Source organism: Spiroplasma endosymbiont of Asaphidion curtum (assembly GCF_964031085.1).
Lineage (GTDB): Bacteria > Bacillota_I > Bacilli_A > Mycoplasmatales > Nriv7 > Nriv7.
Window position 1 is genome coordinate 1015113 of the sequence record NZ_OZ035001.1, and the last position, 26443, is coordinate 1041555.

The 26443-nt window shown below is 24.8% G+C and carries 28 protein-coding genes and 1 pseudogene; 5 read left to right on the top strand and 24 right to left on the bottom strand.

Annotated features, from left to right (window positions below; all coding sequences use genetic code 4):
* Positions 1-137: 137 nt before the first annotated feature.
* The 4 genes from AAHJ00_RS06075 to AAHJ00_RS06090 all read right to left on the bottom strand — a co-directional run bounded on the left by AAHJ00_RS06075 (position 138) and on the right by AAHJ00_RS06090 (position 4572).
* Entirely contained in the window at positions 138-1226 is a 1089-nt protein-coding gene (locus tag AAHJ00_RS06075; RefSeq protein WP_342223799.1) for a nicotinate-nucleotide adenylyltransferase, read from the bottom strand.
* A 15-nt stretch (positions 1227-1241) separates the two neighbouring features.
* Positions 1242-2318 (bottom strand): GTPase, encoded by a 1077-nt coding sequence (locus AAHJ00_RS06080; RefSeq protein WP_342223800.1) that lies wholly within the window; start codon positions 2316-2318, stop codon positions 1242-1244.
* 1 nt (position 2319) lies between these two features.
* Positions 2320-3198, bottom strand: coding sequence for a deoxyribonuclease IV (locus AAHJ00_RS06085; protein ID WP_342223801.1), 879 nt, complete (start codon positions 3196-3198; stop codon positions 2320-2322).
* Between the two features lie 93 nt (positions 3199-3291).
* Positions 3292-4572 carry a DEAD/DEAH box helicase gene (locus tag AAHJ00_RS06090; protein WP_342223802.1) on the bottom strand — a complete coding sequence of 427 codons (1281 nt, stop codon included), beginning with the start codon at positions 4570-4572 and terminating at the stop codon, positions 3292-3294.
* Between the two features lie 488 nt (positions 4573-5060).
* Here AAHJ00_RS06090 and AAHJ00_RS06095 point away from each other — a divergent pair, with 488 nt between their 5' ends.
* On the top strand, positions 5061-6011 hold the full coding sequence (locus tag AAHJ00_RS06095; protein ID WP_342223478.1) for an IS30 family transposase: 951 nt from the start codon (positions 5061-5063) through the stop codon (positions 6009-6011).
* Between the two features lie 109 nt (positions 6012-6120).
* Here the strand turns inward: AAHJ00_RS06095 and AAHJ00_RS06100 are convergent, their stop codons facing one another.
* From AAHJ00_RS06100 to AAHJ00_RS06140, 9 genes are all read right to left on the bottom strand, one after another.
* Positions 6121-6366: a transposase family protein gene (locus AAHJ00_RS06100; RefSeq protein ID WP_342223803.1), complete on the bottom strand. Its 246-nt coding sequence runs from the start codon at positions 6364-6366 to the stop codon at positions 6121-6123.
* A 154-nt stretch (positions 6367-6520) separates the two neighbouring features.
* On the bottom strand, positions 6521-7318 hold the full coding sequence (locus tag AAHJ00_RS06105) for a TIGR00282 family metallophosphoesterase (protein WP_342223804.1): 798 nt from the start codon (positions 7316-7318) through the stop codon (positions 6521-6523).
* Positions 7319-7332: 14 nt separating this feature from the next.
* Entirely contained in the window at positions 7333-7653 is a 321-nt protein-coding gene (ylxM, locus tag AAHJ00_RS06110; RefSeq protein WP_342223805.1) for a YlxM family DNA-binding protein, read from the bottom strand.
* Positions 7654-7666: 13 nt separating this feature from the next.
* Positions 7667-8635 carry a signal recognition particle-docking protein FtsY gene (gene ftsY, locus AAHJ00_RS06115; RefSeq protein ID WP_342223806.1) on the bottom strand — a complete coding sequence of 323 codons (969 nt, stop codon included), beginning with the start codon at positions 8633-8635 and terminating at the stop codon, positions 7667-7669.
* 23 nt (positions 8636-8658) lie between these two features.
* Complete coding sequence (gene mnmA, locus AAHJ00_RS06120; protein ID WP_425288855.1) at positions 8659-9798, bottom strand: tRNA 2-thiouridine(34) synthase MnmA; 1140 nt, start codon at positions 9796-9798, stop codon at positions 8659-8661.
* Between the two features lie 740 nt (positions 9799-10538).
* Positions 10539-11362, bottom strand: a protein-coding gene (locus tag AAHJ00_RS06125; protein WP_342223477.1) for an IS5 family transposase whose coding sequence is annotated in 2 segments (ribosomal slippage) — positions 10539-10966 and positions 10966-11362 — 825 coding nt in all. Because the reading frame shifts where the segments join, the coding sequence is not laid out codon by codon here.
* 22 nt (positions 11363-11384) lie between these two features.
* A complete protein-coding gene (locus tag AAHJ00_RS06130; RefSeq protein ID WP_342223808.1) occupies positions 11385-11564 on the bottom strand; it encodes a hypothetical protein in 180 nt (59 codons plus the stop codon).
* A 56-nt stretch (positions 11565-11620) separates the two neighbouring features.
* Positions 11621-11788, bottom strand: coding sequence for a hypothetical protein (locus tag AAHJ00_RS06135; protein ID WP_342223809.1), 168 nt, complete (start codon positions 11786-11788; stop codon positions 11621-11623).
* Between the two features lie 158 nt (positions 11789-11946).
* On the bottom strand, positions 11947-12180 hold the full coding sequence (locus AAHJ00_RS06140; protein ID WP_342223810.1) for a transposase family protein: 234 nt from the start codon (positions 12178-12180) through the stop codon (positions 11947-11949).
* Positions 12181-12441: 261 nt separating this feature from the next.
* On the opposite strand from AAHJ00_RS06140, the gene AAHJ00_RS06145 reads away from it, so the two are divergent.
* From AAHJ00_RS06145 to AAHJ00_RS06155, 3 genes are all read left to right on the top strand, one after another.
* Positions 12442-13392: an IS30 family transposase gene (locus AAHJ00_RS06145; RefSeq protein ID WP_342223478.1), complete on the top strand. Its 951-nt coding sequence runs from the start codon at positions 12442-12444 to the stop codon at positions 13390-13392.
* A 69-nt stretch (positions 13393-13461) separates the two neighbouring features.
* The gene (locus tag AAHJ00_RS06150) at positions 13462-13668 is read left to right on the top strand and encodes a hypothetical protein (RefSeq protein ID WP_342223811.1); all 207 of its coding nucleotides are present in this window, start codon (positions 13462-13464) and stop codon (positions 13666-13668) included.
* Positions 13669-13677: 9 nt separating this feature from the next.
* The gene (locus AAHJ00_RS06155; RefSeq protein ID WP_342223812.1) at positions 13678-13812 is read left to right on the top strand and encodes a hypothetical protein; all 135 of its coding nucleotides are present in this window, start codon (positions 13678-13680) and stop codon (positions 13810-13812) included.
* Between the two features lie 12 nt (positions 13813-13824).
* On the opposite strand, the gene AAHJ00_RS06160 is transcribed toward AAHJ00_RS06155, so the two are convergent.
* Both AAHJ00_RS06160 and AAHJ00_RS06165 read right to left on the bottom strand, forming a co-directional pair.
* The gene (locus AAHJ00_RS06160) at positions 13825-14775 is read right to left on the bottom strand and encodes an IS30 family transposase (protein WP_342223813.1); all 951 of its coding nucleotides are present in this window, start codon (positions 14773-14775) and stop codon (positions 13825-13827) included.
* Between the two features lie 491 nt (positions 14776-15266).
* A complete protein-coding gene (locus AAHJ00_RS06165) occupies positions 15267-15470 on the bottom strand; it encodes a hypothetical protein (RefSeq protein ID WP_342223814.1) in 204 nt (67 codons plus the stop codon).
* Between the two features lie 350 nt (positions 15471-15820).
* Here AAHJ00_RS06165 and tsaD point away from each other — a divergent pair, with 350 nt between their 5' ends.
* Complete coding sequence (gene tsaD, locus AAHJ00_RS06170; protein WP_342223815.1) at positions 15821-16783, top strand: tRNA (adenosine(37)-N6)-threonylcarbamoyltransferase complex transferase subunit TsaD; 963 nt, start codon at positions 15821-15823, stop codon at positions 16781-16783.
* A 40-nt stretch (positions 16784-16823) separates the two neighbouring features.
* Here tsaD and AAHJ00_RS06175 read toward each other — a convergent pair whose 3' ends face one another.
* The 9 genes and pseudogenes from AAHJ00_RS06175 to AAHJ00_RS06210 all read right to left on the bottom strand — a co-directional run bounded on the left by AAHJ00_RS06175 (position 16824) and on the right by AAHJ00_RS06210 (position 26430).
* Entirely contained in the window at positions 16824-17648 is an 825-nt protein-coding gene (locus AAHJ00_RS06175; RefSeq protein WP_342223816.1) for a hypothetical protein, read from the bottom strand.
* A gap of 41 nt (positions 17649-17689) precedes the next feature.
* Positions 17690-18415: a purine-nucleoside phosphorylase gene (gene deoD / locus AAHJ00_RS06180; RefSeq protein WP_342223817.1), complete on the bottom strand. Its 726-nt coding sequence runs from the start codon at positions 18413-18415 to the stop codon at positions 17690-17692.
* A 72-nt stretch (positions 18416-18487) separates the two neighbouring features.
* On the bottom strand, positions 18488-19420 hold the full coding sequence (locus AAHJ00_RS06185) for an ABC transporter permease (protein ID WP_342223818.1): 933 nt from the start codon (positions 19418-19420) through the stop codon (positions 18488-18490).
* A complete protein-coding gene (locus tag AAHJ00_RS06190; protein WP_342223819.1) occupies positions 19413-21107 on the bottom strand; it encodes an ABC transporter permease in 1695 nt (564 codons plus the stop codon). The genes AAHJ00_RS06185 and AAHJ00_RS06190 overlap by 8 nt, the downstream gene beginning before the upstream one ends.
* Complete coding sequence (locus AAHJ00_RS06195) at positions 21100-23241, bottom strand: ATP-binding cassette domain-containing protein (protein ID WP_342223820.1); 2142 nt, start codon at positions 23239-23241, stop codon at positions 21100-21102. Before AAHJ00_RS06195 ends, AAHJ00_RS06190 begins: the two co-directional genes overlap by 8 nt.
* Positions 23242-23257: 16 nt before the next feature.
* On the bottom strand, positions 23258-24541 hold the full coding sequence (locus AAHJ00_RS06200; protein WP_342223821.1) for a hypothetical protein: 1284 nt from the start codon (positions 24539-24541) through the stop codon (positions 23258-23260).
* 161 nt (positions 24542-24702) lie between these two features.
* A complete protein-coding gene (locus AAHJ00_RS06205) occupies positions 24703-25653 on the bottom strand; it encodes an IS30 family transposase (protein ID WP_342223822.1) in 951 nt (316 codons plus the stop codon).
* Positions 25654-25822: 169 nt separating this feature from the next.
* Positions 25823-25993 (bottom strand): annotated as a pseudogene (locus AAHJ00_RS08000) (IS5/IS1182 family transposase); the annotation flags it as partial.
* Entirely contained in the window at positions 25978-26430 is a 453-nt protein-coding gene (locus AAHJ00_RS06210) for a transposase family protein (RefSeq protein WP_342223479.1), read from the bottom strand. The pseudogene AAHJ00_RS08000 and the gene AAHJ00_RS06210, both read right to left, overlap by 16 nt.
* Positions 26431-26443: the final 13 nt, after the last annotated feature.

The following is a 26443-nucleotide window of genomic DNA, read 5'->3' on the forward strand; positions in this document are numbered from 1 at the left end:
TACATAACTATAACATTTTGCACCTACCAAACTATAAAATTCACTTTCATCTTTATATTTATCTAATATTTGTGCTTCATCTAGAAAATAATATTATCAAAATAGTAGATAAAATTAAAGGTTATGTACCAAGTCTTTTAAAAAAATTTTTTATAAACTTTTTCAATTTCTTGACCAATATTATCAATACCATTTTTATTAATTACTTCTAAATAATGATAATAAAAAATTTTTTTAAAAGCTTCATCAAGGTTAGTAAATGCTATTTTTCGTAAATTATCAATATGAGAATAATTTCTTTTGAAAGAAATTTTATCAGCAATAAAAATAATTTTATCTAAATTACTCATTGTAACAGCAGCAGTAGTATGTTTACTAATCGCTAATAAAATTTCTTTATCGCTAAAACCCAAATGATGTTCTAAATATAATGCTCCCGTTTTTGAATGTCAAGTTGGTATTGGTTCACTTAAAAATTGTGGTAAATACTGTTGTAAATATTGCTGATGTCGAACATTTTCTCATTGCTTGGTTATATCGTGATAAACGCCTGCTATTTCAGCTTTTAAACAATTAACTTGATAATGATTTGCTAATTGTTTTGCCATTTTTCCAACATTTAAACAATGAAGATAACGAGTTTTATCCATGTGTAATAACAAACGATCAGTAATATAAAGTAAATTACTATTAACATATGCTAAAACTTTAGAATTAATTGCTGTTATCATTCCTTGACGAATTTTAGTTGAATTAACATTAGGAAAAATTGATTGTAAAATAACTTTGTTATATGATTGTAATAATTTTTCATCTAAAAGATATTCTGTTCTTTGAGCAATAATAAAAATAACTTTAGTTTTTAAAATCGCAATATTATGTCAGCGATGCAAATTATTAGCTTGATCAGAACCAATAATAATATAATATTGATGATTAAAACCATATTTTTCTTGTAATGATATTACCGTATCAATCATATACGAAATGCCTTGACGATCTAACTCACAAGTTTCTAACTTCATTCAAGGATATTTAGTAATGACAAGATTAATCATTTTAATCCGATGAATTGAACTAGTTAATTGTCGTTTTTTTAAAGGTGAACAATATGCAGGAACAATTAAAAGCATATCAGCTTTTAATTGTTCATAAGCTTGAAGCATAATTTCTTTATGTTGATTATGAATAGGATCAAAACTCCCACCAAAAATAATAATTTTCATCTTATTCCTTTCTGATTATACTAGTGGTTTAATAATTTGATAATCACAATTTTCTGGTAACATCAACTTTAATTGTTGCTTTCGGGCTTTAAATGAAATTCATCCATAACCATAAATTTGAATGCCAATTTTTTCTTCATTATTTTTAGAAATTTTAATTTGATGTTCAATCATTTTAGTATTTGGTTTTAAAAGTAAAATTTGTTGCTTTCAAATTCGCGAACAATTTTCAATCTTACTACAATGCAAAACTAATTTATTAGAACCATAAAAATGAAATGATGTTGCTAACCCTTCAATAAATGAAAATTGAAATAATCCAACAACAGTAATTGTTTGTCCATATTCTAATTGATAGGTTTTACTTTTAATTTTTGATTCAAAATTTAAATTACGATAAGCATTATTATTTAAATAATAATTTAATTCATTACTATTAGAAAATCCTGGAGTATCATAAAAATATAAGTAATCACGATAAGCAATAGCAATTAGATTCATTGTTGTATTAGGAAAATAACTCATTAATGGTAATTTACGAGAAAACTGTTGTTGTAATGATAATACCTTATTAATTAATGAACTTTTACCAACATTAGTTTTTCCAATTCAATAAATATCAGTTTGTTGTTTTTTTAAAAATTCAACAAATTCATCAATAAAATAATTTTTTGTACTACTAACAAGAATAATATCAATTGGTTCTAGTCCAATTAATGTTATTTGTTTTCTAACCCAATCTTTAAGTTTATTAAAAGCAATATATTGCATTATGGTATCAATTTTATTAATTATTAGATAAAATCTTAAGTTTTTTAATTGACAATGATACTGCCAAATTAAACTTCCAAAAAAGTCCATTATATTAATAACATAAAAAACTACCCCATCATTATTTTTAATCTTCATAAATAAATCATCATAATTATAATTAACATTATTAACATTTACTAATTCATTATAATGTTTAATCCGAAAACATCGCCAACAATAAAAATGAGAATTATCTTGAAGTTTTGCAATGTAACCAGCTTGTAAATTATTATTAGATTGTAATTCTGAACCACACCCATAACATATCATCGCAATCATTTTAACGATTTAAAAAATTATTAAATTGTTTATTTTTAAGCATTATAATTTCTTCCTTATATGGTGGTTCAGAATTATTTCAAGGAGTTTCTAAAATTTTAATTATATTAGCAAATTTAGGATGATAAAGAATACTACACAAACTATCAAACCCTAAATTACCATAACCAATATTCTCATGGCGGTCTTTATGGGAACCTTTAATATTTTTAGAATCATTAAGATGAATAACAAATAATTTATCCAATCCAATTATCTTATCAAATTCTTCAATAACTTGTTCTAAATTATTAACTAAATCATAACCTGCATCATTTAAATGACAAGTATCTCAACAAACACCAACTAAATGTGAATATTTAACACCCAAAATAATTGTTTTTAATTGCGAAAAATTAATTCCTAATTCACTACCTTTACCTGACATTGTTTCTAAAGCAATTTTAATATTTTGATTAGGTTCCAATACTTCATTTAACCCATCAATAATATATTGTAAACCAATACTAGCATCAGCACCGACACTACTTCCAGGATGCAATACGATATATTTAGCACCAATTGCTAAAGAACGATTAATTTCTGTTTTTAAAAATTCCTTAGCTAGCATATAAGTACTAGGATTAATACTATTAGCTAAATTAATAATATAAGGTGCATGAATAATAACATTATTAATATCTAAATTATGTTTTTCTAATCCTTGTTTAAATTCAGCAATTTTTAACTGGTCTAAGGGTTTTCTTCTTGTATTTTGTGGTGCTCCCGTATAAAACATCATGGCATTTGCCCCATAACTAATAGCTTCATTTAATGCTCCTACTAGATAATCAGGACTTTTCATTGATACATGACAACCTAATATTAATTTATTTTTCATCAACATAATCACCTTTATATTTTAAGTTATATGCAAATTATACTATAAATTATTTTCTTATCTTACATAAAATAAGAAGTAAGGCAAATAACCTTACTTCTTAAAACTTTTCTTACGATATTTTTGAATAACTTTTTTAACTTCTTCTTTTCTTTGTTTTTTATAACCTGGTTTAATTGGTTGAGAATGATACTTTGAGATAACTTTTTGTAAATCATTTACTGACGCTTGGGGAATATTTTTAATAACCTTCTTTGTTGGCTTCTTAACTTTTTCATTTCATAATGTAAAATTAATTCCCTTTTTAGTTAAATATGCAATTCCTTCCTCGTCTGATGAATCATAAAATAAGTAAGAATATCCATGATATTTTCCTCTACCTGTTCTTCCTGCACGATGAAAATAATATGTTAAATCATATGGTAAATTTAATGAAATAACATGTGAAACTCCTGGTAAATCAATACCCCTTGAAGCAATATCAGAACAAACAACAAATTTAAATTCAAGACTATTAATTCGTTTTAGCATTTTAATGCGTTCACGAGATTTTAAACTACTATGAATTTGTCCGACTTTAATATTTTGTTCTTGTAACAAATCAAGAACTTGGTCCATATCTTCTTTTTTATTAACAAAAATTAAACATAAAAATAGATCAACCGTTGTTAAAAGATTTTTCAAAATTTCAATCCGATTACGATATCGGGTTTTAACTAAAAAATGTTCAATATTTGTTTGAATTTTATAATCACTTAAATCAAAAATTGTCGTATTTTTTAAATATTTCTTTAAAAAATTTTGTAATTCGTTATTAATAGTTGCTGAGAATACCATAAATTGTGTATTTGAAGCAAGTTTCGATAATAAAAAATCTACTTCATTAACAAAATCTAAATCAAAAACCATATCTACTTCATCCAAAACAACCATCTTACTAGTAGTTAAAGCTAACGCTTGTTCATCAATCATTCGCTTTAATCTTGTTGGTGTTCCAATAACTAAATGTGGATAATTAGTATTAAACTTTTGCTTTTGTTGCTCTAAATCTTGACCACCAATTAAATTAGCAATTTTCAAATTAGGATTATTTTTAATAAATTTTTGACTAACATTATATATTTGTACCGCTAACTCTCTTGTTGGTACAATTATAATCGCTTGTGTCTTGTTAATCGTTGGATTAATTTTACTTAAAATTGCTAATAAATAACCAACAGTTTTCCCAGTTCCTGTATTGGCACTAACAATAACATTTTGTCCCTTAACCATTAAAGGCAACATCTTCTTTTGAATATTTGTTGGAGCAACAAATTTTAATGAATCAATTGTTGCTAACACTTCATTACTTAAACCAATATCTTGAAATCTCATTACTACCACCTCTAAATAGTTTTAATAAAACTATTATTTTTTTCAAATCAGAAGTAATTATACCACAAAAATAAAACCGCAGAGAATTTGCCCTACCTATCGGGTCGCGTTTAGTTTTCTTAGGTATTGCTTTGAAGAAGTAAAACAATCAGCTAATTATATTATTTAATTACTAAACTAACCCTGCCTTTCTTGTTATTGTCATTTTTATTCATGATTATTTTACCATATTATTGAATTTTTACACACTAAAAATTATTAATATTATTAAATTTTCACTAATATATATTAATTTTATATTTTTACTTACTTAAATCTATTATATTTATTTGTTACAGCATTACCTTTATAATTAATTCAACTATCATCATTTTTATTATTGCTGAATTATACTTGTAAGTGCAAGTAAATAAAATTGCAAAAAATCTCATATAAAAATTTCATGATGCTAAGTTTATTTTAGAAAAAACAAAGCAAGGAGTTTTTATATGGGTTACAAACATCTTGGCATATATGAAAGAATTTATATTGAGAATCAATTGAAGTTTAAAGTAAAAATTAGTGAAATAGCTAAAAATCTTAATCGAAGTATTAGTACTATTATTCGAGAAGTCAATAGAAATAAAGATAGTAATCATTATTTTTCATTAATTGCACAAAATAAAGCAGAAAACAGAAAACAATCACATGTTTATTTTCATAAGTTTAAAAATAGAGAATTAGTAAAATATGTACAACAAAAATTACTATTAGGTTGATCGCCTGAACAAATTTATGGCAGAATTAAAAATTTTCATAAAGAATGAATTATTAGTTTTAAAACAATTTACAATTGAATTTATTCTGGATTACTTGAAAAAGTTACTAATAAAAATTTAAGAAGAAAAGGTAAGAAACGAAAATCTCAAGAAAATCGCGGTAAATTTAATGGTAAATCAATTAAAGAACGAAATATTAATGTTAATAATCGTATAACTGTTGGTCATTGAGAAGGTGATACTGTAGTATCATCACGAGGTAAAAGTAAATCATGTTTAATAACTTTAGTTGAAAGAACATCAAGATTTACTTTAGCAATGTTAGTTGAAAATAGAACTACTAAAGTTGTTAACGAAAACATTAGCCATTATTTATCAATTCTTCCAAATAATCTTGTTAAGACTATAACATTTGATAGGGGTAAAGAATTTTCTAATTGACAACAACTTGAAAAAAATTTAAATGTGAAAATTTATTTTGCTAATGCGTATTCGCCTTGACAAAGAGGTACTAATGAAAATACTAATGGTTTAATTAGAGAAAAATTTCCTAAAAAATTTAATTTTTCAAATACTACTAAAAATGCAGTTCATAAATTTATATTGTCTTTAAACCAAAGACCAAGAAAAATACTAAATTATCTTTCACCAATCGAATATTTGGTTAGAAAAATAATTTAGTTGCACTTAACTTTACAATTTGGCTCATTAATAAAATTAAATTTATCAAATTTCATAATCTTAAATTCCTTATAATTTCTATTTTAAATATATTTTATAGGAATTTTGTTTAATAAATAAGTAATGCAAGAAGTCTATTATATTTTTTTGCAATAATACGATATGTACTATATTCTTTTCAGTATTCTAAAGTCATAAGTAATCTTTGCTCTATTGATAATTTATTTGGTCTACCACCAATTTGTTTTTGTTTAGCTTCAGCTTCTTTTAAAATTTCTACCATTTTCATGAAAGTTTTATATTTTATGCCGATTAGACTATAAAATTCATTTTTATCTTTGTATTTATCTAACATTTGTACTTCACCTAGGAAATAATATTATCAAAATAGTAGATAAAATTAAAGGTTATGTACCAAGTCTAGAAAATAAAATATAAAACAAAAACAACGGTAAATGCTAGTAAAAATCACATTCAATAATTTCATAAAAAATTAATAAAAATCATAATTATTTAATAACCTTAGGATATTCTTTATGTGGATTAATATTAATATTTTCAATTTTTATAACTTTATTAGTAATATCATCAATAAATAAAACAATACCATTAATTTGCCCCTCACCAATTGCTGGCTTAAATTTAATTGGCAAATTATTTTTCTGACGATAAATAACTTCTGTTGGATTAGCACCAATAATTGAATAATAAGCTCCCGTCATTCCAATATCAGTAATAAATCCGGTTTCTTTTGGCAAAATTCTCGCATCATTAGTTTGTACATGCGTATGCGTTCCTCATAATGCTGTAATCTTACCATCATAATTTCAAGCTAAAGCAATTTTTTCAGCACTTGCTTCAGCATGGCAATCAACTAAGTGAATATCACTGTCATCTTCTTTTAAGAGCGTATCCATTTCAAAATATGGATTTTGTGATGAACCCATAAAAGCACTACCAATTAAATTGGTAACGCGAATTTTTTTATCTTTAATAGTAAATATTGAAGAACCTTTACCAGGATGGTAGGGATTACTATTTAATGGTCGTAAAATATCATCATTATCAACTATTAAATCTAACATATCCGGTTTATCAAATGTATGATTACCACCAGTAATCACATCAACATTAATTCGCTTTAAAAAATGATAATGCTCTTTAATCATTGATTTTCCATGACTAATATTTTCTCCATTAACAATGACAAAATCAATTTGATAATCTTTTCTTAATGATTCTAAATATTCTTCTAAAATATTACGACCAATTTGACCATAAATATCACCAATAACTAAAATATTCATATTTTTTCTTCTTTCTAATCAATTTTTCTTAACTCAGCAATTAACATTCCTATATTTGCTTCCGTTTCATTTTCATAATATGCATATAATGTTTTTCGACGAATATCTTTTGCTAATAACTGCATCTTTTCTTCATAAGCATTTAGGATATTAATTATCTTACTAATAGCATCATGAACAGCACTACGAGAAACATTTAATTCATTAGCAATCTCTTGTAATGAAAAATTTTCCATTAAATAAAGCGAAAAGTATTTTTGCTGTTTCTGTGTTAATAACTTACTATATAAATCATATAATAAATTTAATTCATTAGTCTTACTAAGATCTCACATTTTTATCCTTATCCTATCTACTCGTAACTTCTTTTATTAATCCTTGAATATATTGCTCTAAATCAAATTCTTCTAAATCATCAAGTTTTTCACCAAGACCAATATATTTTACAGGAATATTTAAACTTTCTTTAATCGCTAAAATAATTCCTCCCTTAGAAGAACCATCCATCTTGGTTAAAATAATCCCCGTAACTGGGGCTACTTCGGTAAAGTTTTGTGCTTGGGAAATGCCATTTTGTCCCATTGTAGCATCAACTACTAATAATGTTTCATGAGGGGCATCAATGATTACCTTTTGAATAACTTTATATATTTTATTTAATTCATTCATTAAATTAGTTTTAGTTTGTAACCTGCCAGCACTATCGCAAAGAACAACATCAACTTCTAATTCTTGACCTTTTTTAATACCAGTATAAATAACACTAGCAGGATCTTGTTGTTCTTTACTCGGCATCACAATTGGCACTTGCAAGCGTTTTGCTCACTGCGATAATTGTTCAACAGCACCAGCTCTAAAAGTATCCCCAGCTACTAATAAAACTTTTTTATTTTGTTGTAATAGCAAATAAGCTAATTTAGCAATTGATGTTGTTTTACCAGCACCATTAACACCAACAACCAAAATAACATTTAATTGATTATCCAAAATATTTAAAGTTGTTGTAATAAACGAATTACTAGCATAAATAGCAAACATCTTATCAATAATAAGTTCATTAATTATTTCTGGATCTTTAATATTATTAATTCTAACTTCATTTTTAATTTCATTAACAATTTGCAATGCCATTTTAACACCAACATCAGCTAAAATTAATGTATTTTCTAATTCTTCAAAATATGTTTCATCAATAACACGATGCTTAGTAACTAAAATCTGTAATTTTTGTAAAAAAGATTTTCGAGATTTATTCAACCCTTTTTCATATTTTAAAGAGCTTTTAGATAAAATTTTATCTTTTAATTTTTTTAACATTAAATTCTCCTAATATGCATAACTTATAAATAATTTAATAATTTATCATCATTAAATACTTGCTCAATTACTCCACTACCTAAACAAACATCACCTTGATAAAATACTGCAACTTGCCCTGGAGTAATAGCTCTTACCTTATTTGTAATAACAACATTAACACAATTATTATCTAATAATAATAATTTAACATCATAAGAAATTTGTTGATAACGAAACTTTGCTGTAATCGGTAAATCTAATAACGGTAAAGAATTATTAATTCAGTTAACATTAATAACTAAACAACCATTAGCTCATAATCATTCCTTATCACTGCCACTAGCAACAAAAAGAATTTTTTGATAATAGTCTTTACCAACAACAAAATAACGATTATTCATTCCTGATAAATCAATGCCTTTTCTTTGACCAATTGTATAATACATAATTCCTTGATGCGTCCCAATAACTTTATTACTTTTAATATCAACAATATTACCAACTTGGGCAGGAATATAATTTTGTAAAAATTGTTTAAAATTTCTTTTACCAATAAAACAAATTCCTGTTGAATCTTTTTTATTAGCTGTTACTAAATTTAATTTCTTAGCTAATTGCCTAACTTCTACTTTTTTAATATCGCCTAAAGGAAAAATAGTTTTTGCTAACTGTTCTTGATTTAATTGTGATAAAAAATAAGTTTGATCTTTTGTTTCATCCTTGGCTTTTAATAATTCATATTTTTTTGTTTCATCATTATATTTAACTTTAGCATAATGTCCCATGGCAATATAATCAGCATTTAATTTTTCCAACGCATAATTTAAAAAAGCAGAAAATTTAATATATTTATTACATAAAATATCAGGATTAGGTGTTCTCCCCTTTTCATATTCTTCTAAAAAATAGGTAAACACATATTGTCAATATTCTTCAACAAAATTAACACGATATAAATCAATATTTAATTGTTCAGCAACTTTTTTAGCATCTAAATAATCAACTTGCGTTGGACAAATAGCATCATTAATAGATTTATTTCCTAAAATATCATTATTTACTAATGAATCTCAATTACGCATAAATAATCCAATAACATCATATCCTTGTTGTTTTAATAAATATGCCGCAATGGAAGAATCCACTCCCCCACTCATACCCATAACAACTCTTCCTTTCATCAATTTCACCTTCTCAAATTTATTAACTTTCCCTGTTAATTTTACAACAAATAACAACAAATTACATCTTTTTATAATTTAGCAGTATTTTAAGAAAAAATAATTAAAAATCCTAATAATAAAGATAAGACTTGGTACATAACCTTTAATTTTATCTACTATTTTGATAATATTATTTCCTAGGTGAAGTACAAATGTTAGATAAATACAAAGACGAAAATGAATTTTATAGTTTGGTAGGCGCAAAATGTTATAGTTATGTACCAAGTCTAATATAAATAACTATAATTAAATTTATCAAAATCTCGGCGTTGTATCATTAAATAATCTAATTTATCTTGAAACTGATTATACTGATACTCACCATCATTTTTAGTTATTACAGTCGGGTAATTGGTTGCTCATTATCTTTTTCTGGTAAAGGGGGCATTTTGGCAGAGAATAAAACTATACGATAAGCACTTGAAACTTTTTCAAATGAAATTTTAACATTAACAATTTCGTTGAGTCAACAACTATCAACATTGTAAGTAAAATTATAAATACGATAACCATTTATTAGACTTCTTGCATTACTTATTAAAATAATTACAAATTATTTGTAAATAAAAAATACTATATAGTAATTTCTAACTTTTATTAGGTTAATACTTATGGATTTTATTAAATGTGTAAATTTTGACACAACAAAAAATTATTTTATTATTTAAATTTAATTTTAAATAAATATTTTATGTTATCTATAATTGCAAATTATAAATTGAAGCAATTAAATTAAATCTTAAACTAAATCGTTTTCTACGATTACGATATTTTTCAGTAATAATTTTAAATTTTTTAAGAATAGCAAAAATATTTTCAATAATAATTCTCATTTTTGAAATTAATTTATTATTATGTTTTTGTTCTTTATTTAAAGGGTTTTTCTTTGTTTTTTTCTTAGGTATTAGAACATTACTATGAATTTTTTGTATTCCTTGATAACCATTATCAACTATTAATTTAGTATTTTTTAAAATTGGGATTTTTGATTCTTTAAATAAACAAAAATCATGCTTTTTACCGAGAGAAAAATTTGTTGCAATAATTATTTTGCTTTCTTTTTCAATAATTACTTGTGTTTTAATAGTGTGTTTTTTCTTTTTTCCTGAATAAGATTGTTTTTGTCTTTTTTTGGGCGTTGAATGGGTGTTTCTGTAGCATCAATAATAATTGTTTTATCATTAAAATAATCATTTATTAATGCTTTTTTACCAGCAAGTTGTTGAAAATCAGGATGTTTGATTAAAATATCTTCAATTCACTTGATATTTCGATAACAACTAGCTTCACTAATATCAAAACTTTTACCAAGATGAAAATAAGTACGATATTCTCGTCAATATGATAAAGTCATCAATAATCTATTTTCTAATGATAATTTATTATTTTTACCACCTCTTTTAAACTTTTTTAACTCAGCTTCTTTTAAAATATTTAACATTTTATTAAAAGTACTTTGCTTTATTCCAGTTAATCGTAATAATTCTTTATCATTAATAAAATTAAATTTATCAAATTTCATAATCTTAAATTCCTTATAATTTCTATTTTAAATATATTTTATAGGAATTTTGTTTAATAAATAAGTAATGCAAGAAGTCTATTTTTTTATAAACACCATTTTTGTTATAAAGATTAGTAAATTCTGAACTATACAAATAAAATTGTTTTTGTGGTAATGGAAAATAAGGTAATAAAATATCACTTTTAGTAAAATCAATCATAACACTTTTTACATTAGGGATTATAATTAAACCACTATTCTTAACACTAGCAAACTCTAATTCACAACTATCTCCACATTGACCTGGGGTTTGTAGCTCGTTTTTCTCGTTTCATAAAGGAATTGTTCCATATTGAGTTTTGGTGGTTGTTTTGTATCAAAGAAGGCATCCAAAGGAACTAAACCAATAAACATTACAATAAATCAAGAAATAATCTTATGCATCTCATCACACCTTAAAACTCTTTTTCATTAGACTTGGTACATAACTATAACATTTTGCACCTACCAAACTATAAAATTCACTTTCATCTTTATATTTATCTAACATTTGTACTTCACCTAGAAAATAATATTATCAAAATAGTAGATAAAATTGAGGGTTATGTACCAAGTCTATTATATTTTTTTGCAATAATACGATATGTACTATATTCTTTTCAGTATTCTAAAGTCATAAGTAATCTTTGCTCTATTGATAATTTATTTGGTCTACCACCAATTTGTTTTTGTTTAGCTTCAGTTTCTTTTAAAATTTCAACCATTTTCATGAAAGTTTTATATTTTATGCCTATTAGACTATAAAATTCATTTTCGTTTTTGTATTTATCTAACATTTGTACTTCACCTAGGAAATAATATTATCAAAATAGTAGATAAAATTAAATATATTGTTGATAAAATGCAAGTCGTTCCTAAAATTTGGAAAATCGGATGTTGAGAAAATAATCTAATCATTGGTTTAAACAAATCTAAAATTTTAATATTATTGCTGAATTATACTTGTAAGTGCAAGTAAATAAAATTGCAAAAAATCTTATATAAAAATTTCATGATGCTAAGTTTATTTTAGAAAAAACAAAGCAAGGAGTTTTTATATGGGTTACAAACATCTTGGCATATATGAAAGAATTTATATTGAGAATCAATTGAAGTTTAAAGTAAAAATTAGTGAAATAGCTAAAAATCTTAATCGAAGTATTAGTACTATTATTCGAGAAGTCAATAGAAATAAAGATAGTAATCATTATTTTTCATTAATTGCACAAAATAAAGCAGAAAACAGAAAACAATCACATGTTTATTTTCATAAGTTTAAAAATAGAGAATTAGTAAAATATGTACAACAAAAATTACTATTAGGTTGATCGCCTGAACAAATTTATGGCAGAATTAAAAATTTTCATAAAGAATGAATTATTAGTTTTAAAACAATTTACAATTGAATTTATTCTGGATTACTTGAAAAAGTTACTAATAAAAATTTAAGAAGAAAAGGTAAGAAACGAAAATCTCAAGAAAATCGCGGTAAATTTAATGGTAAATCAATTAAAGAACGAAATATTAATGTTAATAATCGTATAACTGTTGGTCATTGAGAAGGTGATACTGTAGTATCATCACGAGGTAAAAGTAAATCATGTTTAATAACTTTAGTTGAAAGAACATCAAGATTTACTTTAGCAATGTTAGTTGAAAATAGAACTACTAAAGTTGTTAACGAAAACATTAGCCATTATTTATCAATTCTTCCAAATAATCTTGTTAAGACTATAACATTTGATAGGGGTAAAGAATTTTCTAATTGACAACAACTTGAAAAAAATTTAAATGTGAAAATTTATTTTGCTAATGCGTATTCGCCTTGACAAAGAGGTACTAATGAAAATACTAATGGTTTAATTAGAGAAAAATTTCCTAAAAAATTTAATTTTTCAAATACTACTAAAAATGCAGTTCATAAATTTATATTGTCTTTAAACCAAAGACCAAGAAAAATACTAAATTATCTTTCACCAATCGAATATTTGGTTAGAAAAATAATTTAGTTGCACTTAACTTTACAATTTGGCTATTCTGGGAACAGATATATTCGCATTATTATTTTTCCACTAATTATGCTTGTGATAAATCTTGTAATTGTTGGTATTTTAGGTATTCATATTGAACGACCAAAAGTTGGTTTTCGTAAAAAATATCGAAAATCAGTTGCTAATTGAGGAACTAAGAAAAATTCATCTAGTGGTCCAATTAAGAAATTTAGTGATAATAGTCCTAAAAACAGACCGTGAGTTAACCAACATGGACGGCGAATAAAGAGGTAGGTATTTAAAATGTTTAAAAAAATAATATTATTTATTCTTGTTGCTGTTTTTTCTATTTTTGCTTTAAATGACTTTTTAGGTTTATGAGCCTATGTGCGTGAGGGTTTAGAATATTTTAATAAAGTTCTAATAGCCAAATTGTAAAGTTAAGTGCAACTAAATTATTTTTCTAACCAAATATTCGATTGGTGAAAGATAATTTAGTATTTTTCTTGGTCTTTGGTTTAAAGACAATATAAATTTATGAACTGCATTTTTAGTAGTATTTGAAAAATTAAATTTTTTAGGAAATTTTTCTCTAATTAAACCATTAGTATTTTCATTAGTACCTCTTTGTCAAGGCGAATACGCATTAGCAAAATAAATTTTCACATTTAAATTTTTTTCAAGTTGTTGTCAATTAGAAAATTCTTTACCCCTATCAAATGTTATAGTCTTAACAAGATTATTTGGAAGAATTGATAAATAATGGCTAATGTTTTCGTTAACAACTTTAGTAGTTCTATTTTCAACTAACATTGCTAAAGTAAATCTTGATGTTCTTTCAACTAAAGTTATTAAACATGATTTACTTTTACCTCGTGATGATACTACAGTATCACCTTCTCAATGACCAACAGTTATACGATTATTAACATTAATATTTCGTTCTTTAATTGATTTACCATTAAATTTACCGCGATTTTCTTGAGATTTTCGTTTCTTACCTTTTCTTCTTAAATTTTTATTAGTAACTTTTTCAAGTAATCCAGAATAAATTCAATTGTAAATTGTTTTAAAACTAATAATTCATTCTTTATGAAAATTTTTAATTCTGCCATAAATTTGTTCAGGCGATCAACCTAATAGTAATTTTTGTTGTACATATTTTACTAATTCTCTATTTTTAAACTTATGAAAATAAACATGTGATTGTTTTCTGTTTTCTGCTTTATTTTGTGCAATTAATGAAAAATAATGATTACTATCTTTATTTCTATTGACTTCTCGAATAATAGTACTAATACTTCGATTAAGATTTTTAGCTATTTCACTAATTTTTACTTTAAACTTCAATTGATTCTCAATATAAATTCTTTCATATATGTCAAGATGTTTGTAACCCATATAAAAACTCCTTGCTTTGTTTTTTCTAAAATAAACTTAGCATCATGAAATTTTTATATGAGATTTTTTGCAATTTTATTTACTTGCACTTACAAGTATAATTCAGCATAGTTAAAGTTCAAATTAAATCAAAAACTTTATAAAACATATCGCCAATTAAACTAGCCATTTTTTTCTAAGTTTTCCATTTTTTATTGTTCCTTTCATAGAGTAAAATAATGTTGTGGTTGATTCCGTTTTTAGTAGCGACAATATTAGAAAGGAGGTGAAATATAATAAATAGTCCGACCACCGAAGAAGCTTGTTTAAAATTTTTAGAAGGTGCTTGAACTCTTATATATAATATATTTAAGTTTTTATTTGGTTTTACACCGATGGCAATTTTTTCTAAATTATTATTGTTATTGGAATTACACTAATAATGAAACAAAAATATTAAATAAAGCTTTATTTAATTAATGTCTAAATAACTATCACTACTAAAAACGGAATTAACGGTTATTTTTCTTATTTAGATTATTTTTTAACTTAGTAAGTATCTTACTGAATTTTTCCATTTTTAAATATTCTAATGCTTCAATATCCATTACATTATCATTTCAAAATTTATGTTGATAATTATCATTCAAAGCACGATTACTTAATTCACGCAAGAATGATAAATATTTATTATCATAAAGGTTTAAAATTGACATCGGAATTTTCAATTTAAAGAAATAAATGTCTAATTCCGGAATGCTACGATACTTGATTTTGCGACCTTTTTTATCATTTTTAGCATTAATCAGAGTTAATCGTCATTGTTCGTATTCGCTTACCGATTTTAAAGTGCCATAAATAACTTGTAAATAAGGACGAAAGATACTAACTGGTTTTTTTCTAATATCAAAATTATTATTGCTGAAAATGATAGTATCAACACAATTGGTTTTATTAAATATGCGAATTTAAAGGAATGTGATATATTTATTACAAATAATAAATCATTACCCAATATTAACGAAATAAGTAATTCAATTATTGTTATTAATTAAGGAGAAAAAATATGACCATCTTAGCTATTGAAACAAGTTGTGATGAAACATCAATATCAATATATAAAGATAAGAAAGTTAAAAGCAATATTATTTTCTCACAAATAGCTAAACACCAACAATATGGCGGAGTTGTTCCTGAAATTGCTTCAAGACTTCATATTTCCAAAATTAGTTATGTTTTAAAAGAAGCAATTAAACAAGCACAAATACAATATCGTGATATTGACTACATTGGTTATACTGACCATCCTGGATTAAGTGGTTCACTTCATATTGGTAAAGTTTGTGCCCAAACAATATCATTAATGTTAAAAAAACCACTCATTGCTTGTAATCACATCGAAGGTCACATTTATAGTGCTGCCATTAATAATGAATTTAAGTTTCCCTTAATAATCTTAGTAGTATCCGGTGGCCATACCCAATTAGTTTTAATGAAAAAACATCTTGATTTTCATATTTTAGGAGAAACTTATGATGATGCTGTCGGTGAAGCTTATGATAAAGTAGCAAGATTATTAGAACTTGAATATCCAGGTGGACCAATAATTGATAAAATAGCAAAAAAAGGACAAAATATTTTTGAACTTCCATTAGGAAAAAATGATAACAGTTTTGACTTTTCATTTAGTGGTTTAAAATCTGCAGTAGCAAATTTAATTAGAAAATTAAACACTCGCCAATTAGAATTTAGAAAAGAAGATATTGCTTGTTCTTTTCAAGAACAAGCAACTAATATTTTAATTAAAAAATTAACAATGGCAATAAAAAAATATCATCCAAAAATGATAACAGTGGTCGGTGGCGTTGCTGCTAATAGTCTCTTACGAACTAAGATTGAAAGCTTAGCAACAAAAAATACCACAGTTGTTCTTCCTAATAACAAATATTGTACTGATAATGCCGCAATGATTGCAAGATTAACTTGACAAATAATTAATAATCGATTAAAAGAAGTTCCTAAAAAGTAAAAATCATTCTCATATGAGAATGATTTTTACTATCTATCTATTATCCTGAACTCACATATAATGAACATGGATTATCACGAATAATCTTTTTCATTATTTGATAAAGTGCTTCCATATCATGATTTATAAAAAGACTTGTAAGATTTTTAACCTTAGTTTTTGTTTTTTTAACAATTTCTAATTCATTTAATACTTTTTCATTAATAATTTCATTATCTTTCAAAGCAAAATTAATACTACCATCCTCAATATAAAAATCAATAATATTTTTTAATCTCCCTAAGCAAGCAATAATATCTTGCCCAATTCGTAATAACTGATAATGTTTCTTATAACTATTAGCCTGTTCACAAACATGATTAGCAATTTCCTTTTCTGTTGTATTACTAAATATATCATTTAAAATGAAAAAATCCATTTTTCTTTTTTTTCGTAAAGCAACTAAAAATTCAATCAAAATTTGTTGGTTTTTTTCACTTAATATTTTCCATAAATTACTATCAATTGAAGTTTGTTCATCTAAACGCTGACAATGATATACGGTATTAATTAATTTATATTTATAAAATCCCATTTCACAACTAACAACCTTATAATTTTCATTATGGAATTTATCTTTTAAAATATATTTATGAACTAAAATCCAATCACACTTTTTTAACTTTTTAATAACATCAAAAGTAAACTCATTTAAAGCAATAGTTAAATAAGATTCATCATTAATTTTATGTTCTGAAATATAAAGTCATTTAATTTTATGCAAAGTTTGTTTATCTATTTTTTTAACAAAAGGCTTAACGATTTGATCAATAGAAACATTGGTTTTAACTAAAATTAAAAAACTATCAATATTATTTTTATCCATTAGCTTGAGAAACCTCTCTTTGTAAAAATTCCCCTTTTTCTTTAAACATCTTGTTTATAAAAATTAACTGCTGTTTTTAAAGCTAACATCATCATCTTATCAAATGATTGTTCGCGTTCTTCACTCGTAGTAGCTTCTTTTGTTATTAATGAATCTGATACAGTTAAAATACATCCCGCTTGCTTATTTAACACTTTTGCATTAGCAAATAATGCAAAAGTTTCCATTTCTACAGCAATAGTTTGTTTTTCACTTAAAAATCTTTTATATTCTTCAAAATTTTTACGATAAAAAACATCAGAACAATGCACCCTTCCAGATATGATGTTAATATTTTTATCACTTGCTGTTTTATTAATTAATTCATAAATATTAGGATTAGTTTCGATAATATCATCATCTGTTGCTCCAATAATCTTAGCATAATTATTTTCACCATACACCGAACTTACATTAATAACATCATACAGTTTTAACTTTTCATCATACGCACCTACGCTTCCAATTCTAATAATTACATCAACATCATAAAATTTAAATAATTCATATGAGTAAATGCCAATTGAAGGGCAACCCATACCACTACCAGCAATAGTTATTCTTTTCCCTTCATACATCCCTGTAAACATTAACATATTACGAACACTATTTACTAATTGCACATCTTGCAAATAATTTGTTGCAATATATTTTGCCCTAATTGGATCTCCTGGCATTAAAACTATTGTTGCAATGTCCTCTTTTTTAGCACTAATATGTGGTGTCATTCTTTTACTCCTTTTTATATTTTAATATCGTTATTATACCATTTTTTAAAATTAATAATTATTTATCAAAGACTAACAACTATCCACTGAATAACTTATTCCTAAAGCACTTGGTGCACCAGTAATTTTTTTATTATAAATAAACCGAAAAATTAATAATGATACTAATGGTGACAAGTAAATTAATGATTTTAACAATTGGGAATTAATATGTTTAGTAATATTAGGAACAGCAACAACCTCATATGTTAACTGAATTACATATCCTAAAATAAATGAACTTAACATAATAAACCATCCATTTCAACGCGCAAGAATCATAATTGCAATTGCAATAAAACCATATCCTCCTGCTGTTGGCATAAAAATATTTTGGGTTATCACATATAATGAACCACTTAATCCAGCCAAAGCTCCAGAAATTGTAATTGCAACAAATTTATAACGAGTGGCATTAATCCCAACAGATTCACTAGCTCAAGGATTTTCACCAACTGATTTTAAACGCAAACCAAACTTACTAAAAACTAATAAACAAATAATAGCAATTACAATAATTAAAATAATAAACGGATAAAAAATTAAACTATCTATTTTTCAAGGAATATATTGAATATTACTTGAAATATTAGCACGATTATTTAATAATGTTGCTCCCATCGCTGCAATGGCAGGTCCACCAACATTAACAACTGTCCCAGAAATAATATGATTAATTTTAAATTTTAACACCATTAGTGAATGTAGCAACGATATTATCATTCCAAAAAGAATACCAACAATAATTGCTATTACTGCTAAACAATGATTATTTAAATTATTAATATCATAATGACGATAAGTAATTAATGAATAACCAAAACCAGCAAATACCATCTGTCCTTCCAAACCAATATTAATTACACCTGCTCGCTCAGAAATTAAAGCGGCAATAGCAGTAATCATAAAAATACTAATTAAAGGTAATCCACTTATTAAAGAAGTTCCAAAAACTGAATTAAGCATCTTTCTTTACCTCCTTCGTTATTTCTTCAATTAAAGTCTTCTTACTAATAAATTGTGATGCATTTCTTAATTGTGATTTTGTCAGTTTTTGCAATTGTAATTTATAATATCAACTTTGAAACAATGAAAGATTAGAATTATTAATTATTTTCTTTAAGTCTAAGATTTTTTTTTCTTTTACTTCATAACTGTTTTCATATACATCAATTACTAATGTCATATTATTATTATGCAATTTTAAAATTACTTTTTGTTTAATTAAAATAATTTTTTTTGTTAAATAAATAATTTTATTTTCTTTAGTATTCAATTTTTTAATTTTTGTTTTATCTTCTTTAAAAAATTGCTTTGCAAAATTAATTTTTTGTTCTGATATTTTTTGATATTCTTTTCAATATTCAATAATATTCATTTCTTTATTAACATTAATTCATAACTTTTGCGATAAATATAATGCTTGATTTCTCATAAAAATAAATTTTAATCAATTTCTACTATGAGCTTCAAAATATTCATAATAAATATCAATTTTATTTAAAAGATAATAAATTTCAAGTTGAATAAAATCTTTAAATCGTAAAAACTTTAAATACCACCTATTAATTCCATGATAACTATATGATAATCTCAGTTGTCTTGTAGCCATTAATTGTAAATATCACTTTGTTATTTTTGATTTTGGTTTAACTAAAAAATATGTTCCTAAAGCAATTGATAATAAAGCAATAACAATAATTGTCTCAACAATTTCTTTATTACCTGACATAACAACTTTTTGAGCATACACAGCACTAACAAATAATGCTGAGAAAATAATACCAATAAAACTATTATTTGCTAATAACGCCACAGTAATACCATCAAACCCAATATTCAATGGAATAGATTGTACTGGTAAAAACCGTACCATACCATAGTAATAAACAAAACCAGCAATTCCAGCAACACATGAAGAAATTAACATTGTATAAATTACAATTTTATTATACTTAACGCCAGCATACTTTGTAGCTAAAGGATTACTACCACTAATTTTAATTTTATATCCTAAATTAGTAAATTTAAAAATAAATCAAAAACCAGCAATTAAAATTATTGTAATAAAAATACCTATATTAAAAGGCGAAGTAACAATTTCCTTTAAATTTAAATTTATTAATAAATGACTAGGAAAGCCAATTGATGCTCCATTAGTTTCAAGAGCAGACCCACTTTCTAAAACAAATTGATAAAAATATAAAGCTGCTCAATTTAACATTATCGTTGTAACAACTTCATGAATATTACCATAAACTTTTAATAATGCCGTAAGTAATCCTAGTACCATTGCTGATAATATACAAATTAGAAAGACAAAGAAAGGATTTAAGGCATCAGCATTCCCTCAATTCCCTCAACTCAAAGCAATATAAGACATCACCCCAGCAAACATCATTTGTCCTGAAACACCAATATTAAATATCCCACCTCTAAATCCAATTGCAACAGCAATTCCTACTAAACCATAAACAGAAAAATATCCTAAAAAATCTAAAAATGCATTTTTACTACGAAAATTACCTCATAGTAAATCACTAATTTTATATGTCGCTAATGGATCATTACTAATTAATAAAAGTAAAAATCCAATAATAAAAACTATCGTAACTGATAATATGGGAAAAAATATTTTTTTATATTTACTCATCTTTAAAATTCACCCCCGCCATCATTAAACCTAATTTCTCTTTAGTAACATCATTCGCTTTAACTTCACCCATATTTTTACCATTATTAATAGTAATAATTCGATCAGATAAATTTATTACTTCATCTAATTCATATGAAATTAAAAGCACAGCATTACCTTGATCTCTTTGTTTTAATAACGATTCATAAATATATTCAATGGCACCAACATCTAAACCTCGTGTTGGTTGTTCAGCAATAATTAACTTTGGACCTTCTGATAATTCTCGTCCAATAATTACTTTTTGTTGATTACCACCAGATAATTCTTTAACTTTATTTTGAACACTTTTAGCTCCGCGAACATCAAAGTTATTAATTATTTCTTGCGTTTTCTCTTTAATTTTAGCAAGATTTAATAATCCATAATTAGTATATTTATGATTAAATTGATCACGCAACGAAATATTTTCTCATAAACTCATATCTAAAACTAAACCTTGCTTTTGACGATCAGCAGGAATATGATGAATTCCTAAATTATATGTATCTTTAGTATCTAATCGTAATAAATTATACTCTCATTGTATTTTCTGACCAACTTTAATATTACTATATTTTAATATTGCTTCTTTTTCTTTAATTTGTTTTAATTTATTAGTAATTTTATTAACAACATCTAACTCATCAAATAACATTACTTCACCACTAACAGGATTTAAATGACGACAAATAATATTAACAATATCTTCTTGACCATTGCCTTCAATCCCAGCAATACCTAAAATTTCACCACGATTAATTGTTAAACTAAAATTTTTTAATACCTTAACCTTAGTTTTACTTAAAGTATTAATATTTTTAAGAACTAATAATTTTTTGCCTAATTTAACAGGTTTTTTCTTTAAAGAAAAACTTATTTTTCTTCCAACCATTTTTTCAGCTAATTTATCAACTGATGTTTTTTTAACATTAACCGTATCAATATACTCACCTTGTCTAATTATTGTACAACGATCAGCAATTGCTTTAATTTCATTTAATTTATGAGTAATAATAAGAACCGCTTTACCTTGAGATTTAAATTCTAAAAGCATTTTCATCAAATCATCTATTTCCTGAGGTGTTAAAACTGCTGTAGGTTCATCTAAAATTAATATTTTCGCATCACGATATAACACTTTTAAAATTTCTACTTTTTGTTGGTCATAAACAGAAATATTATTAACTTTTTCTTTTAAATTAATTTTAAAATTCATTTTCTCACAAATTTGTTCTATTCTTTTATTAGCTTCACGAGAATTTAATCAAAACCTTGTTTGTCATTTTCTTTTCATCCGATATAAAAAACTACGATAAAAATTCATTCTTTTTTTAAGTTGATTAATTTTACTACAAATAATTGTTTCTGTATCAGCATTATTTTTAACACGATTATTATATTTATTTTTTAAAGCAATAATAATATCAGTTAATTTATATTCCAATTTTTCTAATTTATATGCCATTGTTTTATTAAATAAATTAAATTTTTCAAGAAGTTCTTGATATTTATGTTCTAAATCTTTAACTTGCTGAGCATTAAGTTTCTTATTTTGTTCTTTATGATATCAATCATTAATTTTTTTTATTTTTTTTGCAACTTTAAAATCTATTTTTTTAGCTTTATGGAAAATTTTAGCTTCATATTTATGTTTCTTATAATTAAAAAAATCACCTTTAATTTTTGCAATTTTTGCTAATTCAATTTTATCAATATAACTTATATAAATAGAAAAGAAATAATTTAATTGATTAATTTTTGCTTTATCTTTTAACTCATAACCAAGAATAATATTATCTAAAACCGAAAAATTATTAATTAATTGAAAATGTTGATGTACCATCCCAATACCTAAATCAGTAGCAATATTAGGGGAAGTAATTTGCATCACTTCACCATCAATTTTAATAACTCCAGAAGTTGGTTGATGCAAACCAAAAAGTGTTTTCATCAAAGTAGATTTACCAGCACCATTTTCACCTAAAATCGCATGAATTTCACCATACTTAAGATCTAAATTAATATTTTTGTTAGCAACAACACCATTAGAATAAATCTTAGAAACTTTAATTAATTCCACAGCTTTTTTATTCTTTATTTCATTATGCATTTAATTATATCCTACCTTATCACTTTGCTTTTTCACAAACACTTTCATTAGCGATATCTTCTAACATATCTGTTTCATTACATTTCCTTAAATCTTCAATACTAATGGCCAATGCTTTTTTTAAAGCAACTAATTTATCGCTACCAACTCTTTCAGTATAAAAATTATCAAAATCTTTACCATTCATTGGCACTAAAGAAACTTGCTTGGTTTCTTCTCAAATAAATGATTTAGTTCCCGGAGTTGAATACTCATTTTTATCATCAATAGCATTATTATTTTTAATACGATAATTAATCGCATCCAATACAGTTTTAACAGCAAAAGAAATATCTTTTAAAGCTGATGACTTAATTAAATGTTTATATCCTGCCAAATTCTTATCATTCGCTTGATCAACATCAACGCCAATAAATCAAGTATTAGAATTAGCTGCCAATATTTGTTTTAAAATTGTATTTCCTTCAGGAACAGAAATATTAAAAATAACACCAACATTATTATTAATAGCATTATTAGTATTAGTTTGAGCAGCCTTAATAGCATCATTTGTTCCAAAACCACCATTAAAAGTTCCTGCAAATCACTCAAATCGTAACTTACCATCCTTAGCATCAATATCATTAGCTAAAATATTATCACTAAATCATCTTAAACCTTTATTAAAACCAATCATATAGTTTTTAATCGCCGGAATATTTAATCCTCCAATACCGGTCATTTTTACAGTAATATTACCACCATTTTTAATAACTGGTAATCCCATATTATCTTTATCAACCTTAAAACGCTGTAAAATTTGTCCCGCAACATCAATTGCTGCCGCAAATCCTGGTTTTGATTCGTCAACTGAAATTTCATAATATTTATCAACCACTTTGGTATTTAATGATTTAATCATTTCATATACAGTAAGATCAACCGTTAAAAAATATGTATTATCATATACATCAAAAAAATTAGGTTGAAGAACAGTTTTACCATATGTAAACCCTGGGAGTATGACAGCTAGATAACCATTATCAATAGTTTTTGTAATTGCTGGAGTAATCATATTAGGATCATCTTGAGTATCAGGATATAAAACATCTAACGCTTCATTTAAATTAGAATCTACTTTTAACATCCCTTCTCAAGCCGCTTGGTTAAAACCACCATCTTGAGCCTTTAAAGGATTATTAGCAATCATTTTAAAAGATGACACACTATAACGACTACTACAACTAGTAACAAAGATAACTGGCAAAACCATTGTCAATAATCAACGCAGTCCTTTAGTCTTTCCTAAACTATTTATCACTCGTTTTTCCTCTCATTTCTATAGTTCTTATCTTAAACTCCTTTTTTCATTTTACTTTCTTTATAAAAATTTAGCAAGATTTATTTAAATTATTGAAAATTAATTCAACTTAATAATAAAAAATTTATTAATTATTCGCCAAATTGTAAAGTTAAGTGCAACTAAATTATTTTTCTAACCAAATATTCGATTGGTGAAAGATAATTTAGTATTTTTCTTGGTCTTTGGTTTAAAGACAATATAAATTTATGAACTGCATTTTTAGTAGTATTTGAAAAATTAAATTTTTTAGGAAATTTTTCTCTAATTAAACCATTAGTATTTTCATTAGTACCTCTTTGTCAAGGCGAATACGCATTAGCAAAATAAATTTTCACATTTAAATTTTTTTCAAGTTGTTGTCAATTAGAAAATTCTTTACCCCTATCAAATGTTATAGTCTTAACAAGATTATTTAGAAGAATTGATAAATAATGGCTAATGTTTTCGTTAACAACTTTAGTAGTTCTATTTTCAACTAACATTGCTAAAGTAAATCTTGATGTTCTTTCAACTAAAGTTATTAAACATGATTTACTTTTACCTCGTGATGATACTACAGTATCACCTTCTCAATGACCAACAGTTATACGATTATTAACATTAATATTTCGTTCTTTAATTGATTTACCATTAAATTTACCGCGATTTTCTTGAGATTTTCGTTTCTTACCTTTTCTTCTTAAATTTTTATTAGTAACTTTTTCAAGTAATCCAGAATAAATTCAATTGTAAATTGTTTTAAAACTAATAATTCATTCTTTATGAAAATTTTTAATTCTGCCATAAATTTGTTCAGGCGATCAACCTAATAGTAATTTTTGTTGTACATATTTTACTAATTCTCTATTTTTAAACTTATGAAAATAAACATGTGATTGTTTTCTGTTTTCTGCTTTATTTTGTGCAATTAATGAAAAATAATGATTACTATCTTTATTTCTATTGACTTCTCGAATAATAGTACTAATACTTCGATTAAGATTTTTAGCTATTTCACTAATTTTTACTTTAAACTTCAATTGATTCTCAATATAAATTCTTTCATATATGCCAAGATGTTTGTAACCCATATAAAAACTCCTTGCTTTGTTTTTTCTAAAATAAACTTAGCATCATGAAATTTTTATATGAGATTTTTTGCAATTTTATTTACTTGCACTTACAAGTATAATTCAGCTTATGTTTTTGTTCTTTATTTAAAGGGTTTTTCTTTGTTTTTTTCTTAGGTATTAGAACATTACTATGAATTTTTTGTATTCCTTGATAACCATTATCAACTATTAATTTAGTATTTTTAAAAATTGGGATTTTTGATTCTTTAAATAAACAAAAATCATGCTTTTTACCGAGAGAAAAATTTGTTGCAATAATTATTTTGCTTTCTTTTTCAATAATTACTTGTGTTTTAATAGTGTGTTTTTTCTTTTTTCCTGAATAAGATTGTTTTTGTCTTTTTTTGGGCGTTGAATGGGTGTTTCTGTAGCATCAATAATAATTGTTTTATCATTAAAATAATCATTTATTAATGCTTTTTTACCAGCAAGTTGTTGAAAATCAGGATGTTTGATTAAAATATCTTCAATTCACTTGATATTTCGATAACAACTAGCTTCACTAATATCAAAACTTTTACCAAGATGAAAATAAGTACGATATTCTCGTCAATATGATAAAGTCATCAATAATCTATTTTCTAATGATAATTTATTATTTTTACCACCTCTTTTAAACTTTTTTAACTCAGCTTCTTTTAAAATATTTAACATTTTATTAAAAGTACTTTGCTTTATTCCAGTTAATCGTAATAATTCTTTATCATTAATAAAATTAAATTTATCAAATTTCATAATCTTAAATTCC